15 protein-coding genes and 1 pseudogene are annotated in these 15303 nt (G+C 57.8%); 7 read left to right on the top strand and 9 right to left on the bottom strand.

Annotated elements, in window-relative coordinates; genetic code table 11:
• Positions 1 to 68 precede the first annotated feature (68 nt).
• A complete protein-coding gene (locus tag AC1D1M_RS24860) occupies positions 69 to 689 on the bottom strand; it encodes a TetR/AcrR family transcriptional regulator (protein ID WP_477777647.1) in 621 nt (206 codons plus the stop codon).
• Positions 690 to 852: 163 nt separating this feature from the next.
• Between AC1D1M_RS24860 and AC1D1M_RS24855 the strand changes: the two genes are divergently transcribed.
• Entirely contained in the window at positions 853 to 1293 is a 441-nt protein-coding gene (locus tag AC1D1M_RS24855; protein WP_477777646.1) for a hotdog fold domain-containing protein, read from the top strand.
• 137 nt (positions 1294 to 1430) lie between these two features.
• Here the strand turns inward: AC1D1M_RS24855 and AC1D1M_RS24850 are convergent, their stop codons facing one another.
• A complete protein-coding gene (locus AC1D1M_RS24850) occupies positions 1431 to 2153 on the bottom strand; it encodes a GNAT family N-acetyltransferase (RefSeq protein ID WP_477777645.1) in 723 nt (240 codons plus the stop codon).
• A 507-nt stretch (positions 2154 to 2660) separates the two neighbouring features.
• Between AC1D1M_RS24850 and AC1D1M_RS24845 the strand changes: the two genes are divergently transcribed.
• Positions 2661 to 6053, top strand: coding sequence for an Ig-like domain-containing protein (locus AC1D1M_RS24845; protein WP_477777644.1), 3393 nt, complete (start codon positions 2661 to 2663; stop codon positions 6051 to 6053).
• Positions 6054 to 6186: 133 nt separating this feature from the next.
• Here AC1D1M_RS24845 and AC1D1M_RS24840 read toward each other — a convergent pair whose 3' ends face one another.
• The 3 genes from AC1D1M_RS24840 to AC1D1M_RS24830 form a co-directional block, all read right to left on the bottom strand.
• Positions 6187 to 6771, bottom strand: coding sequence for a YceI family protein (locus AC1D1M_RS24840; RefSeq protein ID WP_477777643.1), 585 nt, complete (start codon positions 6769 to 6771; stop codon positions 6187 to 6189).
• 136 nt (positions 6772 to 6907) lie between these two features.
• Positions 6908 to 7579: a phosphoribosyltransferase gene (locus AC1D1M_RS24835; protein WP_477777642.1), complete on the bottom strand. Its 672-nt coding sequence runs from the start codon at positions 7577 to 7579 to the stop codon at positions 6908 to 6910.
• A gap of 91 nt (positions 7580 to 7670) precedes the next feature.
• Positions 7671 to 9029, bottom strand: a complete 1359-nt coding sequence (locus tag AC1D1M_RS24830) for an MATE family efflux transporter (protein WP_477777641.1) — start codon at positions 9027 to 9029, stop codon at positions 7671 to 7673.
• A 297-nt stretch (positions 9030 to 9326) separates the two neighbouring features.
• Here AC1D1M_RS24830 and AC1D1M_RS24825 point away from each other — a divergent pair, with 297 nt between their 5' ends.
• A complete protein-coding gene (locus AC1D1M_RS24825) occupies positions 9327 to 9599 on the top strand; it encodes a hypothetical protein (protein ID WP_095946406.1) in 273 nt (90 codons plus the stop codon).
• 155 nt (positions 9600 to 9754) lie between these two features.
• Here the strand turns inward: AC1D1M_RS24825 and AC1D1M_RS24820 are convergent, their stop codons facing one another.
• The 4 genes from AC1D1M_RS24820 to AC1D1M_RS24805 all read right to left on the bottom strand — a co-directional run bounded on the left by AC1D1M_RS24820 (position 9755) and on the right by AC1D1M_RS24805 (position 12466).
• Positions 9755 to 10027: a hypothetical protein gene (locus AC1D1M_RS24820; RefSeq protein WP_102670468.1), complete on the bottom strand. Its 273-nt coding sequence runs from the start codon at positions 10025 to 10027 to the stop codon at positions 9755 to 9757.
• On the bottom strand, positions 10027 to 11796 hold the full coding sequence (locus AC1D1M_RS24815) for an S-type pyocin domain-containing protein (protein WP_477777640.1): 1770 nt from the start codon (positions 11794 to 11796) through the stop codon (positions 10027 to 10029). The genes AC1D1M_RS24820 and AC1D1M_RS24815 overlap by 1 nt, the downstream gene beginning before the upstream one ends.
• Before the next feature lie 234 nt (positions 11797 to 12030).
• Positions 12031 to 12216: a hypothetical protein gene (locus AC1D1M_RS24810; RefSeq protein WP_218430544.1), complete on the bottom strand. Its 186-nt coding sequence runs from the start codon at positions 12214 to 12216 to the stop codon at positions 12031 to 12033.
• Between the two features lie 55 nt (positions 12217 to 12271).
• Positions 12272 to 12466, bottom strand: a complete 195-nt coding sequence (locus AC1D1M_RS24805; protein ID WP_218430543.1) for a hypothetical protein — start codon at positions 12464 to 12466, stop codon at positions 12272 to 12274.
• A 296-nt stretch (positions 12467 to 12762) separates the two neighbouring features.
• Here AC1D1M_RS24805 and AC1D1M_RS24800 point away from each other — a divergent pair, with 296 nt between their 5' ends.
• The 4 genes and pseudogenes from AC1D1M_RS24800 (at position 12763) to AC1D1M_RS24785 (ending at position 15097) form a co-directional block, all read left to right on the top strand.
• Positions 12763 to 12897 (top strand): hypothetical protein, encoded by a 135-nt coding sequence (locus tag AC1D1M_RS24800; RefSeq protein ID WP_413427524.1) that lies wholly within the window; start codon positions 12763 to 12765, stop codon positions 12895 to 12897.
• Positions 12898 to 13197: 300 nt separating this feature from the next.
• Positions 13198 to 13347 (top strand): annotated as a pseudogene (locus AC1D1M_RS24795) (methyl-accepting chemotaxis protein); the annotation flags it as partial.
• A gap of 659 nt (positions 13348 to 14006) precedes the next feature.
• Positions 14007 to 14411, top strand: a complete 405-nt coding sequence (locus AC1D1M_RS24790) for an antitoxin Xre-like helix-turn-helix domain-containing protein (RefSeq protein ID WP_477777639.1) — start codon at positions 14007 to 14009, stop codon at positions 14409 to 14411.
• The gene (locus tag AC1D1M_RS24785) at positions 14405 to 15097 is read left to right on the top strand and encodes an RES family NAD+ phosphorylase (protein WP_477777638.1); all 693 of its coding nucleotides are present in this window, start codon (positions 14405 to 14407) and stop codon (positions 15095 to 15097) included. The genes AC1D1M_RS24790 and AC1D1M_RS24785 overlap by 7 nt, the downstream gene beginning before the upstream one ends.
• Positions 15098 to 15303: the final 206 nt, after the last annotated feature.

The raw sequence follows: 15303 nt of genomic DNA, 5'->3' as shown, positions 1-15303 counted from the left end.
TCCCCATCAAAGAGCTTTGAGGCTCTTTTTTTGCCTGTGAAAAACATCACTATTCATTGTGGGGGGGGTCATTGTGATTCGGCGGCGCACAGCGACCGCCACGCCGCCTCCGCCAGCATGTCCCGATACGCCTTCGGGCTGCCCTTGACCCGGCCCGACAACCAGGCGCGGCAGTAGCTGTCTGCCTGGCCGATGATCAACGACAGTATCAACTCCCCCGGAAAACTCCCCAGTTCATCGCCGTGTGCACCCAGCCATGTCAGCAACTGCTTGTTGCGCGTCTTGTTGCGGGTGGCGAGTTCGTCCTTGAACGGCCCTTTGGTGACGGCAAACCGCGCGTGGTACTGGAACCGCGCCCACTCCGGCTGGCTATCGACCCAATCCACATAGCTGTGCACCAGCGCATGCACACCTGCTTGAGTGGTTCGGGCCTCAGCGAGATAGCTGTCGCGCAAACGGGCCTGATCATCGAGAGCGGTAAAAAACAGCGCCGCCACCAGGCCTTCCTTGTTGCCGAAATGGTGATAGATCGCGCCGACACTGGTGTCGCACTCAGCACGGATCATTTCGATGGTGGTGGCCTCGATCCCCTGTTCGTTGAACAGGCCAAGGGCCTTTCTGAAGATGTCGCGCTTGAGTTCGGCGCGTCGTCCGGGGTAGCAGCGTTCAAGTAAATCGGCGGTTTCCATGCTGAAAAAAAGTCCAGAAAAGTCATGGGGAGGCTGACGGATGCCAACGGGCAAGTCGTAACAGGTTGACAGATTTCTCATCGACAGAATACTGTTCCGCAACAGAACATTGTTCTGTTGCGGAATATTGTTCTGCAAACCGTCATCCTCAAGAGGCATCAAAATGAGTCAGTTCCTCAGCATGTTCAGCAGCGCAGGCCCGCAAGCGTTCAGCAAAATGGCCTGCCAGGTGGCGCCCTACTTCTCCACCATCAACCCATTGGTCAAGGATTTGCGCAAAGGCTCCGCCACCGTGCACGTGCCGTTTGCCCGGGAGATCACCAATCATTTGGGTACGGTGCATGCGATTGCCATGTGCAACGCCGCCGAGCTGGCGGCCGGGATGATGACCGACGTTTCCATTCCCGCCGGCGCACGCTGGATTCCCAAAGGCATGACCGTCGAATACCTGGCCAAGGCCAAGAGTGATGTGACGGCGGTAGCGGAGGGGGATGCAGTGGACTGGAGCAGCGAAGGCGACAAGATCGTGCCGGTGGACATTCACGATGCCGAGGGCAAGAAGGTGTTCACGGCGCGGATTACCATGAATGTGAAGCTGGCCTGAAGACTGACCGCAGTTAAATGTGGGAGCGAGCTTGCTCGCGATAGCGGTGGTTCAGTCAGCATTGATTGTGACTGATACGACGCCATCGCGAGCAAGCTCGCTCCCACAGGGGATTTGTGGTGTTTAGGAGAGTGCGGTCAGACCAGGCGCAACCGAGGACCACTCGCCGGCACCGCATCGTCTCCCAACCGCCCCCGCACAAATTCATTGGCCTTGCGCGTCAACTGGTCCAGATGCCGGTCGCGCTGTTTTTCCGCATCGGTCATGGCCCGCTTGCCATGCTTTTGCAGCAGGTAGGTATGAATCTGCCGCACCTCCAGCGAGCTGTAGATCGATGCCACATCCAGCAGCGCCATCAAGCCATCGGTGGCGTGGTCGCAGGTGTTCATCAACACCTGGGTCGCACGCACGCCCAGCACCTGAAAGCCCATCGCCTCGAAGTACGGCACCTTGGCCACCGCGCAGGTCAGCTCGGCATGGGGATAGCGGCCGACCATTTCCCGCAGCATCCGCCGGGCCACGCCCTGGCGCCGGTACTCGGCCTGCACCGCCATGTACGCCACACCGCACGCCTCGGGGTCGTCCTGCACCGGCAGGTACAGCACAAAGCCCATCACCTTTTCCGGGTCGTCTTCGTCGGTGGCAACGATCAACTCCACGGCAATGCCTTTTTCACCGTTCAGCGCCTCCAGATACAGGTGCACCTCATAGCCGATCGCGTATTGATAGAGGTTGTACAGCAGGTTGCTGGGCGGGATCGCGACCATGCTGATGTCGGTCAGGTTGTCGACCACCATCTGCAGGATCTGGCTATTGATGTGCTCGGGGCACGGGGTCTTGAAGTGGCTGATCAGGGGCATTGCGGTGACGGTCTCCGGGAGGCAAGGGCCGCCTATCATAGCGCGCCTGACATGTGCGGTCCGAAGGGTGATGGACAGACATTCCCCATTCATGCGCGATGTGCATCGCCGGCGTTTGCTTTATGGCTGGAGGCGTTGCATTTTCAAGGCTGACAGCAGAGTCCGGCACACTTTGTGCTGGACTAACTGGGCTCTTCGCGAGCCGGCTCGTCCCCACAGAGGGACAGCGGTTTTGCCCACAACTCGTTTTTCTGTGGGAGCGAGCCTGCTCGCGAAAGCGCCCACCATCACACCGGCCTGTGGTGTGAGTGGGGGGGAATGGGTGGGTGAAGCCCCCCAACTTTGAGGATTCCCGCCCACTGTGCCACTACGACCAAAGTCCAACCCATCAAGCGTCTGATATCAAACAGCTATTTGTCTCCCCACGGATCCCCCGCGATTGGCGCACCTCTTGCATCGAGCGAATTGCGAACGTCAGCCACACCGGCGCGCCCCGAGGGAAACAAGATGAACAACCCACCTGACCCCAAGTCACTCGGCTTTTTCCGAAAATCGAGCATCGCCGCTGTGATGCTGATCAACATCAGCCTCGGCACCGCCAATGCTGTACCGCTGGATGATTTCGGCCCGCCCCCACCGACGGACCCCTCGGCGTTTACCGACCCGCCGGCCGACCTCGATGCCGCGGCGGCTGCCATACGGGCCATGCCACCCGTCAACCAGGGTGCCATCGCCCTGCCCAATGGCGCTTTTGGTACCCGCCTCACCACGCCAACGACCGACAACGTGCTGCCTCCAGCCCTGCAGACATCATTCAAAATTCCCACCAACGGCAAGCCCAGCCCGTTGTTCGGAGCCCAGCCGTACACTCAGCAACTACTGCTGCTCGAAGAATTCGGCACGGAAAAACTCGACCCGACACTGCCGGCACCGCCCCTGACCTTCCCGGTTCCGCTCGTCGGCCCGGCGCCCACGCAGGACCCGAACAACATCGCCCGCAGCGGCCCTTCGCCCACGGCGCTGGTAGCCTTCATGCGCCAGCCGGGGCTGTACCCGTTTCCGTCGCAGTATTCCAACGTGCTGGACCGCAACCCGTGGAAAGCGCAGATCGAAGCCTTCCTCAACCGCCATCCGGTCGGCTCGCCGGCCGAAGGTCGTCCGCCAGGAAAAGGCTGGTCGCACCAGCGCTGGAACGAGTTTTACCCACAGGTCGGCTTCAAAACCGCTCAAGCGGGCGCCCAGCCCAACAGCGGCATGCGCGACCGCCGACAGTTGCACAACTACGCCGTCGGTGAGTTCGGGCCTGGCGGGCTCTACAACCAGACCTCGAACACCCCGGTCATTGCGGGCACCACCAAAGGCATAAGTGTTCGTTTTCACCCCAACATGCCGATTCAGAACCACAAGGCGCTCTGGACCTTCGACGGCACCTTTCCGCCAAAACTGTTGATGGTGCGTTACGGTCAAGCCGCGCTGATGCGCCACTACAACGCCCTGCCGATCGATCCGGCGGCCAACATGGGTTTTGGCCTGCACACCCTCACCACCCACGAACACAACGGCCATTCCCCGGCCGAAAGCGATGGCTTTTCCGGTGCGTTTTTCTTTCCGGGGCAGTACTACGACTATCGCTGGCCGATCCAGTTGGCCGGTTACGACACCATCAACACCAGCGCTCAGGATCCGCGTGCAGCGTTCCCCTGCGCCCCGGGCGAAACCCTGTTCGTCAACGATGCCACTCCGGGCCTCAAAACCTGCAACAACGGCAGCATCAAGATCCGTGGCGACTGGCGCGAAACCATGAGCACCCACTGGTTCCATGACCACATGGTCGATTTCACCGCGCAGAACGTCTACAAGGGCAACGCGGTGATGATGAATTACTACAGCGCCCTGGATCGCGGTAACGAAGCCTTCGAAGACGGCGTCAACCTGCGCCTGCCCAGCGGTTCGGCATTGCCCTGGGGTAACCGCGACTACGATGTGAACCTGATGATTGCCGACAAGGCCTGGGATGCAAACGGCCAATTGTGGTTCAACCCGTTCAACACCGACGGTTTCCTCGGCGATCAGGTCCTGGTCAACTGGCAGTACCAGCCGCGCCTGAATGTGCGGGCGCGCAGCTATCGCTTCCGCATCCTCAATGGCTCGGTGTCGCGCTACTTCAGGTTCGCGCTGGTGCGTGAAGTCGTCGGTACCGGCGGCGAATTCCCCGGCCCGGCCGGTTCCGGCCTGTCTTATACCCGTGTGCCGTTCCACTTGATCGCCAACGACGGCAACCTTATGGAACATGCTGTGCCGTTCGACGGCAGCATGGACCTGGAAGGTAACGGTGACATGCAGAACCACAACGCCATCCTGCCCACCATGGGCATGGCCGAGCGTTACGACATCATCGTCAACTTCGCGAAAAACGGGATCAACACCGGCGACAAGCTGTACTTCGTCAACCTGATGGAGCACCACGACGGCAAGGGGCCGGAGGCTACACTGCTGAGCCTGGCCGACGTGCTGTCCGGGAAGTACAAGGCGGTGCTCAAACTGGGCAGCAAAGGGCTGGAGTGGGACGGCGGCGACCCAGCGGTGGGCAAGTTCATGCAGATGGTGGTCCAGCCTTATACTGGCCAGGACGTGAGCATGAACCCCGCCGACTACGAACCCGCCAAACCGGGTAAACCGGCCGGCAAGTCCATGATCCCGCTGACCATCAACCGCGATGACCCAACGATGCAGGCCAAGCTCAAGGTGGCGCGGCATCGCGAGTTCATCTTCGGCCGCTCCGACGGTACCGACGAAGCACCCTGGACCATCAAGACCGACGGCGGTTTAGGCTTCCAAATGGACACTCGAATCATCAGCGCCGCTCCGCAACTGGCCAACGGCCCGACCCCTGCCGGGTTCTCCGGCGACGGCACCCTTGAGGTGTGGAAAATCAAGAGCGGCGGCAACGGCTGGAACCACCCGGTGCACGTGCACTTCGAAGAGGGGATCGTCCTCCACCGCGATGGCAACCCACCGCCGGAATGGGAAAAATGGGCGCGCAAGGACGTCTATCGCATCGGCGAGGGCATCGACAGCTCGGTGGATGTGGAAATGGCGATCCGCTTCCGTGAATTCGCCGGGACCTACATGGAGCACTGCCACAACACCCAGCACGAGGACACGTCCATGTTGCTGCGCTGGGATATCGAGCATCCGGGCCAGTTCCAGTTGATGCCAGCGCCCATACCCGGCTGGGACGGCGTCACCTACGTCAACTCCGCCGCGCTGCCAACCTTCCGCACTGGCGATACCCGTGTCAACGATGGCGATAACCAAAAACCGATCGCCAACCCCGACAGCGCCGTCAGCAACAACGGCCAACCGCTGACCATCAACGTCCTGGCCAACGACAGCGACCCTGACGGTAACGTGCCACTTAAAGTGGTGGGTCTGGAGCAACCGGACTCCGGCAAGGGCACGGTCAGCACCGATGGTACGCGCGTGACCTACACACCACCGGCCACGGTCCCCGCGCCGTTCACCGCGACCTTTACCTATAAGGCCGCCGACGCCAAGGGTGCGGAGTCGGCATCGGCGACGGTATCCGTAGCGGTCTCGGCAGCGGTCAACGAGAGCCTGATCGTCACCAGCGCTACCGTCACCGCCCGCAGCAATAGCCGCTGGTATTGGGTCCTGTCCGGCACCACCTCGCGTGGCACGGGCAATACCATCACGGCGACTGCCACGACCACAACCGGTACGGTGAACCTTGGCACCGCCACCCTGACGCTTACGCCGACAGGCGCGCGCTGGAATATAGCGGTGACGACCGTCGGCAGTGGCCCGTCGCCTAGCCCAACGGCGACTATCAAATCAGCCTTCGGCAAAACCGTGACGGTGCCAATAGTGGCGCAGTAGAGCGGGTTGATCGGCGCCCGGTCCATGCAATGTGGATCGGGCGCTTTTTTTTTGCGGATCGTACGGTGGTGCCGAGGTGGGGTTTACTGACTATCGGCTCTATCCGCAAAGCGTCTGGCATTTGCGCTGACGGTCACCGCTGTGGCGCAACCATCCGAAAGCGGATATTGATCTCGTTGGACACCACACTGTCCGCCCACTCGCCCTCGCCGATCTTGAAGTCGTCACGCTTGAGCACCAGTTGGCCCTCGAAGATGCCGATGGCGCTCTCCGATTTCAGCAGCACCGGTACACTCACTTCCCGAGTAAGCCCCCGCAGGGAAAGCTTGCCGGTGATGGTGTAGCGGTTATTGCCCAGGGCCTTGATGGACGTCGACTCGAACGTCGCCACTGGATAAGTCGCGGTGTCGAACCACGCCGGTTTTTGCAGCTCGGTGTTGGCGTCGCTGCTGCCGGCGTCGATGCTCTTCAGGTAGATGGTCAGCGCGGCATGGGCGGCGCTGGGGTTATCGGTGTCGAAGTCCAGTTTGGCCTTGAACTTGCCAAAGGTGCCGTAGGCTCTCGAACCCATCTGCTCATAGGTGAAACTCAAGGTGCTGGCCCTGGCGTTCACATCCTTGTATTCCACGGCTTCGGCGAACGGCGCCAGGCTGAACTGCACCGGGCCGAACACCAACGTGCCGGCCAGAGCGACGCAACGCGCGGATCGAAGGTTCATGGCACTCTCCGGGAGGGTTCCCGTCTTGAGTTGGCGTGCCGCACAGGTCGGGTGGCATCAAATGACTTAAGCAAACAACCGGCGTTTATTCCACCTCACGCGTTGATTTGCGACCACCTGCCGATGGCCGCCAGCGCTACCCGCACTCCCCGCGTTGCCACGCCCGCTGCAACAGCTCGATCACCTCGGCATCCGAGGTCTGGGTAAAATCCATGTACCAATGACCAATCGAAGTGAACCACTCGGGCAGCAGCGGGCAGACCAGTTCATCCACCTCGCCGCGCAGCGCCTGCGCCGTCTCGATCGGCGCCACCGGCACGGCCACCACGATGCGCGAAGGCGCCTGCACCCGCAGGGCCTGGATCGCCGCCCTCATCGAAGCACCGGTGGCCAGGCCGTCGTCGATCAGGATCACCACCTGATCCTTGAGCTGCACCGGCGGCCGCGTGCCGCGGTAGACCTTCTCGCGGCGCAGCAACTCGCGGGTTTCCCGTTCGACCACAGCGTCGAACGCGGCGCGATCAATCGGGTGCACCCGCAGTGCCTCTTCATTACGAATCTGGATACCGCCACTGGCAATCGCGCCCATGGCGTACTCCGGGTGGGACGGCACGCCAAGCTTGCGCACCAGCATCAGGTCCAGGCGAACCTTCAGCGCCGTGGCCACCTCATAAGCCACCGGCACGCCGCCACGGGGCAAGGCCAGAACGATGACATCGGGGCGATTGGCGTAAGGCAGCAGCGGCTCGATCAAACGCCGCCCGGCCGCCGCTCGGTCTTGCAGAATGGAATGGGACAAGGGGCTCATCGGAAACCTCCCCAGGCAATTGCACCTGTCGGCTCACAGCCCCCAAATTGTCGACCTCATGCAGGCCGACATCAAGCGCTAAGGCCCAGGCCTACACCAACCGCTCAATCTTCTGATGCTGCCACACCAGTTTGTAATACAGCGTCTGCAACACCAGCATCCCCAGATACGCCACCGGAAACGCCATCCACACCCCTTGCAGCCCGAACCTCGCATCCAGCAGATACGCCGCCGGCAACTGAATCCCAACCACGCAAACAATGGAAATCGCCACCGGCACCATCACCGTACCGCTGGCGCGCATGATGCCGCCGATGATCGCCTGGAAGCCAAACACCAACAGGCTCCAGAGCATGATGTGCAACAGGTGCTGGGCCATGGTCCGCGTTGCCTCTTCGGTGAGGAACGACGCCAGCAACCAGCTCGACAACAGATACCCGAGCACCACCAGACCACCGGTCAAACACACGTTGATCATCAGCCCGGTCTTCAGGATCGGCCCAATGCGCTCGATGCGCCCCGCCCCGATCGCCTGCGCCCCAAGGATCGACGCCGTGATCGCAATCGACAACGCCGGGAACTGTACGTAATTGACGATCTGCGTCACCGCACCATACGCCGCCGTCGCCTGGGAACCGTGCTGGTTCACCAGCGCCAGAATCACCAGCTCCGACAACGACAACACCACCATCTGCAACCCGGTGGGCAAACCGATGCGCAGCACCTTGCCAAGAATCGCCATGTCCAGCTTCATCGCCGCAAAGAACTCACGGTCCGGCGCCAGTGGATGGCCCTTGCCAATCAAGCGCCACGCCAGCAACCCCATCGCCACCAGGTTACCCACCAACCCGGCGAACGCCGCACTCTGAATCCCCATCGGCGGCAACCCGACCCACCCGCGAATCAACGCCGGCGTCAGCGCCAGCCCGACAATGGTCGACACCACCAGCGCCAACAGCGGCGACAACGTATCACTCACCCCGCGCAGCAACTGCGTGAACAACACAAACACCAACAGCGACGGCATGATCCACAACATCACATGGGCATACGCCACCGCATCATCCAGCACATCCGCCGGCGTCCCCAACCCCACCAACGCCGACCGCGCAAACACACTCCCCACCACCGCCGCCACCAACCCGATCAACACCCCCAACAACAACGTCGCCCCGGCGATGGCCTTCACCAGATGCATCTCCCGCGCGCCCCACGCCTGCCCGATCAACACACCCGCGCCCGCGCCGAGGCCGATCACCAGGGCGATGAAGAAAAACACGATGGGGAACATGCCCGACACCGCCGCCAAGGCTTGAGTGCCGAGCATCTGGCCGATGTAGATACTGTTGACGGTGCCGGACATGGATTGCAGGAAGTTCGACAGGACCATCGGGGCGAGGAAAAACAGGTAGGTTTTCCAGAGGGGGCGTTGGGGGGTTGGGGTTTGCATGGGCGAAGATCCATCTCGACGGCGGGAGCGATGATTGAGGATAGCGTTGGTGGCTGAAACCAAGGGGCGGTGAACATCTCAGGTCTGTGTTTATATTTCCAGCGACGTGATGTGAAAGGTCTGAAGTTTCATCGTCACGGGTCCTACATGAAGCTCGGAATGCCTCACCTTCCCGCGCTGATCCCATGCGGCTTATAGTCGGTGCCGTCGCCCAGAATGGCGATTCGGGTTTGGCGACCTGACAATAGAGAATGACCAACTGACGGCCTTGAGCCCATCAAACAGAGATCATTCAATATGAATCGATATATGCCCCTCACCGGAATTGATCTGGTTCCGGCTTCCCTGCTCATCGACACCCAAGCCCCACTCGACGTTCTGCAAGCCATGGCCGACTACCGAATTCGGACAGTCACGCAGGTGCTGGAAAACATCGCCTACCGATCCGAACTTGGTTGCGACACCGTGGTGCTGGAGGACTTTTCCAAGCTGCTGGTCATTCCGTTGCGGGATGGGTGTGATTTGATGGATGTGATTGGGCGGAGGTTGCGGGCGCAGGCTGCGGAGTAGCAATATGCCCGTAACAAAGAGAAGAGCCGCTGCGACAGCGGCTCAACCTGGGAAACCTTCGATGATTTAAACAACTGGACAAGGGAACCGGATGACCACGAAATGATGGCTACTGTCACCGTTCTCTGGCACCTGCGTTCAGGCACTTGGTGCTGTCAATCAAAGGTATATTTGCCTTCGAGCATGAATGCCGGCTCTCTCCAGTTGGGCCCTCTCACAACTCCGCCCCCACTATATTTTATAAAACCGGCATCACACATTTTATGGACAAGGTTCAATAACCCTATGTTGTTCTCCACATGCGCCCAGTTAGCCAGATTATAAAGGCCATCAAGCCGAGGAAAGGAGATGCCTAATTCATTTTTGGTAAGAAATAGAATTACCTCTTCAGGTTTTTCGTTAAGTACGATGGTTGCAATGACGCTCATTATTTTACCCCTCCAAGTTCCTTGTACTCTCGTTCACTTTGTTTTCGATCCGCTTCTATAGCATCAGGCGTATAGAGCAGTTCAAAAGCATCTTTGACTTTGTAGTCCTCCAGCGTCGCGGCGTGAGTATTGTTCCAAATAACACCGTCATCCGAGTTTACACCGTCAGCTACACCTAATGCTCTGAAACGTTCGAGCTCTCTGATTTCATGAGTATAGAAGCGTTTGTCCACATCTGTGATGACCAATTCACCCAGCAGAATTTTTTTCAAGCGATCAATCATGATGGCATTGGCATCCGAAGACCTGAAACGTCCCGTATGTAATTTGACCAGGTCAATACCCGTTTGGGTCACAGCAGCACTTGTCCAATCGAGATCGAGGATTGGGCCTCCGGCTTTGGCGGGATTGAAAAATCGACCGCTGTATTTCCCCCTTGTGGTTGCTCCTTCATAAGGACTATTAAAAACAACGTAGATTGGCGGCAGACCGCTTTCAATCGGAAAGCAGTAAATGCAATCCCTGAAATCAGGCAATTCGAACGCGGGTAAGGTTTCAGGCTGCACAAGCAATGGCGACAGCGTAACCCCAGTGTAAGTCGGTACTTGCGCAGGTCGGGCAGGAGAAGTTGTCGAGCCGTTTCCCAAGTGAATTATTGGAAAACTGAGGATAATTGGCGGTGTATCGTTTGACGTGAAACTGTAGCTGCTGGTCGTTGGATCGAATGCCAATGCTCGCACTGGCACTTTTGCCGAAACACTCCCTCCAGCCGGGGTTGCAACAAGTGTATATTGGTTAAGGTCGCCATAAATCCGATAAGGAAGGTCAATGGTCCCTTCGGTAGCAGCGATTTCATTCAGGTTTGACGGCAGCTTCGGCAAAAAAGTGCTACCGGATAGTGTGAGAACTGTTTGAGGAAAGCGTTCGCCGTTAGCAAGAGCAGGTGAATAGAACAAGGCCCCGATCCCAACAGCAGTGGCTCGACTGATAAGTGCCTCCCCCAACCCTGACAACAACTTAATGCCTCCATGGATCACTGCCCCGAAGGTCCAACCTTCGGCGAAATGGATGGCAATGGCACCCGCCACAGTGCCCGCTTCTATGCCATTACCAATGTGTAACCTGTAGGTGTAAGCGACTTCGCCCCTAGCCAAGGCGCGATGGATTGCAGCGTCTTCAGTTGTGGAAGCATCCTCCAGAATGGAGATAGCTTCGACAAGGATTCGTTTAACGTAGGCGGCAGTTAGCGATAATAGGTATTCTTCATAAAAGCTTTGTCGCACTGCCATATCGTCTTCTGCATCCGCATTCGATGCAAATACTACAGCACTCATTTCTCTGTCTAGCGATAATGCGTCTAAACCATTATATAGTAGTGCATCGAGCCAACATCTATGGATTCTGGCCCTTTGCAGAAGTTCTACAATGATCGCTTTCTTTTTTAAGGCAGCTTCCAACGCATTGAACCCCTGCCCGTCAATGGCTGCGACTATGCGTTTTTCTAGATAATCTCGAACATTCGGTGTAGCACCAGAAAAAACACTCGTTATCTGATCGTGCACCGAAAGCCCTATCGCCTCCAACTTTTGGTATGCGTTACTGGGGTTTTTGGTACTCTCAATACTATGGGGCGTAGTAACTGCCGGGACAGTCCCATCCCAAAACAAAATACTTTCGAAGCTTGAAGGAAAAGCCCAGGCTTCCGTAGCTTGAACCGGCCGAGACTCAGACGTCATTAAAGGTGAATGATGAGCAACTGGTTTTTGCATATAGCACTCCATGCAACAATATTAATTCCATAAAATAGACAGAACAAAAGTTATGTCGCAACAACGTAGTAATTTCAATACTTCAATATTTACTGCATACGTCGCGCACGAAAGATGATGGACGGCAGTTGCGGGCGCAGGTGGGAGAGTGACTACATTTGGGTGTCGAAGGCGTCTGTGTTCTTCTTTTTGTCTGTCCTCAACGACAGCTGAGGACGGCGGGAGGGCAAAGGACTAGAGCAGTCGGACAACGATGGCGGCGACAACAAAGATTGCCAGTGCCAGCGCGGCACCGATGCTGAACGGCACCACAGCAGAGCGGATGGCATTCGGGGCGGGACTACGCATCTCCTCGACAAAAGCTGCAACGTCGCGGTGCAGTTGTTCAATGCTAGCTTGATTCGTAGGTTGCGTGGACATGCTGCTACTTCCTGTGTGGGTCACGAGTCGTGTCTGCTGTGGCGGGTACGAATGCTCAAAACTTAGCCCATAGGCTGACAGCGGCGACGATAGCGGTCACCATACCAGCCCCCACCGCGATCGGGTACCAGAAGGTCTCTTGCCTGAACTTGCGTTCTTCTGCCGTGAGTTTTCGGGTTTCGGCCATGGACCTTCGGATTTCGAGTTGCAGTTTATCGAGTTCCAGATTGTCGCGGTCGTTTTGTAGCATGGATCATCCCTTCGGGCTTGCTGTTCAACAGGTTCTCCCCGAACGGCCGGTGATCCCCCCCTTTCTGCGCCGTCAATATTTCCCGTTTTTCATCTTTGGAATAGCGGGTTATTCCTGCCAAAGTCGTAGGCAAAATCCGAGGATTGCGTAAGGGGGTCCTACCAATGGGGCCAAAAAAGAAAAGCCGATCGCTCACAACACACGTCCCAAGTGCCAAAGGACCCTGCTCACAGTCGATTAGCTAAACTTCATCAGTAAACCATTTCGCGAAACCCTGAAAATTCAGGAGGCGAACCATGAGCAAACAACCTCAACCCCAAAGCCGCTCCAACCCCCAGCCCAGATCCCGTCCGTTGGTACCGAACCTGCCGAGCAAAACCGGCAACAAGTCCGGTCGCTTGCGCAGCAACTATCCGCCGAAGAAATCGTAATTGCCTTGGGTGTATGGCAGGCTTTGCAATGGAGCCTGTCGTACTCCCCGTCACTTCGGCATTACTTGCCTCTATATCGGACATTGTTTTTCCACAGGAAACGTCGTACCCGCCTGGAATGTTGGCCAATGGCTACGCCCTCCACGGCTTCTCAAATACACCTCGCCGCAGGTTCAGCGTCAGGCTTTTCTTCCGGTACCAGTCCTACCCCAGCTTCTTCCCGGTTCGATTACATGGAGCAAGCGTACATGCCCTTCCCCCCCTCGTTTCCTCGACCACTACCGCAAAGCCGACCGCATCATGCTGGGCCTGATCTGGCTGATGTTCGTCTTCGCGGTGGGTCTGGCGTTCTGGCACGACACGTTCAAGCAGGCGTTGTTGGTGGGCGGTGGCACCAGCGTGTTGTTGACGCTGTTGTATCGCGCCATCGGCGGTTCGCGGTGGATGCGTTGGGGCGGACGTTTCATCAGTGATGCAGCCGTGGGCGCGCGTTTATCCTCAATGAGGAAACGGCGGGCAACCCGCAGGCCAGGCAAATGCAGGCGCTACTTGAGGGCGTCGCAGCGAAGTAATTGAATACAGGCGCCTGATTTGTATTTGCTGGCGATTGGCATTCCAGAACCCTGGAGTTTTTTAAATAGAATTGTGAAATAAAACGTGAAGGCAGCTCAGTTAAAAAGCTCCGCAATGCCATATAAAAACCAACAAAATAAGGCTTTTTAAACGATTATCTATATGAAATAAAATGTGAAGAGAATTCTGACGATACAAACTGCAATGTCCTTATTCACCTCGAAATCCTGGCTGGACCCGGTTCCCCCCGGAGTCGTTGCCTCCATCAATCATTGATAACGAGTTATCCAGGCTTATAAAAGTCGGCCTGGTAGAAAGCCGGACGCCAAAATCCAGAATCGTGCCCCCCGGCCTGCCCGCCTGGTTTGCCCAAGATGTCTTTCCAGACCTGCATCGTCGGTTTCAGTAACACATAGCTTCAGCAAGATCGCGGCCCTATTGCATTGCCACATCAGGCCCGCCCGTCGCACCAACATTGCTCTATAGACTCAATAAATCTACATTTGAATCTATAGATGCAACCAAAGGACACAGACATGGCCGTCCCCCTGCAACCCCAATCCTTCAGCAAAAACCAGTGCGTCACCGGCCTGCGCGCCGCCGTGAGCATTCTGGAAAAGTGGAAAGCCACCAGTGATCAGGCCTGTCGCATCCTGCGCATCTCACGCAGCACCTATACCCGCGCCCGTCAGCGTGACCCGGATTGGGCGGTGGCGCTGGATGCGGACCAGATGCAGCGCATCAGCTTTGTGCTGAACATTCACGCCACATTGCGGCTGGTGTTCGACAACCCGAACAATGTGTATGGCTTTGCCTCGATGACCAATGACAACGAGTTTTTCAACGGGCGCTCGCCGCTGGAGATCATGGCGCAGGGCGACATGATTGCGCTGTATGAAACCTTCCGCCGCATCGACATGCTGCGGGGTGCGCAATGGTGATGGCGAGTGAGCTGGCGGTGTTTGCCGGTCAGTCGCTGCAGGCGTATCGCCTGGTCAATTCGAAGTTTCCGCCGATTGCGTTGTTTGATGACGTGGCGGACGCAGATGAGTTTGAGCTGTTGTTCGAGATTCAGGCGCTGACCAATCCGCGCTTGAAGAATGAGCTGGGTCAGCTGGAGTTGATTGCGCGCAACGAGATTCCGTTCGGGATTGCGGGTTGCTCTTATGCTATTGCGCCGTTTACCCACGTTAATCCGGCGGGTTCGCGCTTCAGTGACGGCAGTTTTGGCGTGTTGTACCTGGCGGATTCGTTGGAAGCAGCGTTGGCCGAGGTGCGGCATCACCAGGCTCTGTATTGGTCGAAGGTGCCGAGCCTGAACTATGAGCGGTTTGTGTTTCGTGGGTTGGCCTGTGCCTTTGGCGATGGCGGGATGAAGGACGCCACCGCCCTGCCGCTGACCGATCCGATGTATGCGCCGGACGATTACACCGACGCCCGGCGCCTTGGCCTGGATGTTCGCAAGACAGGTTGCCCTGGACTGCGTTATCACTCGGTACGCATGCCAGGCAGTCATTGCTGGGCGTTGATGACGCCAAGGCCGGTCTCTTCAATCATTCAAGCGGCACATTACGAGATGGTGTGGAACGGGCAGATCACCAGTGTCAGTCAGATCAGTGAGGCTTAAGCCCCGTTGTCAGGCACATGAAAACCTGTGGGAGCGAGCTTGCTCGCGATTGCTGTGTGTCAATCGACACATATGTTGAATGTGAAACTGCCATCGTCGGAACGCCGCCCGGAGCAAGCTCGCTCCCACAGGGATCTGCGATCCATTGACTGCGTCGATAGTCACCATTGATTCAATGAAGTTCTCTTAAAAAATCCCCGGCGTAA

The organism is Pseudomonas sp. P1_F7 (assembly GCF_056405655.1).
The sequence above is the reverse complement of the archived record's forward strand: the minus strand, read 5'-3'. Positions and strand labels throughout refer to the sequence as shown.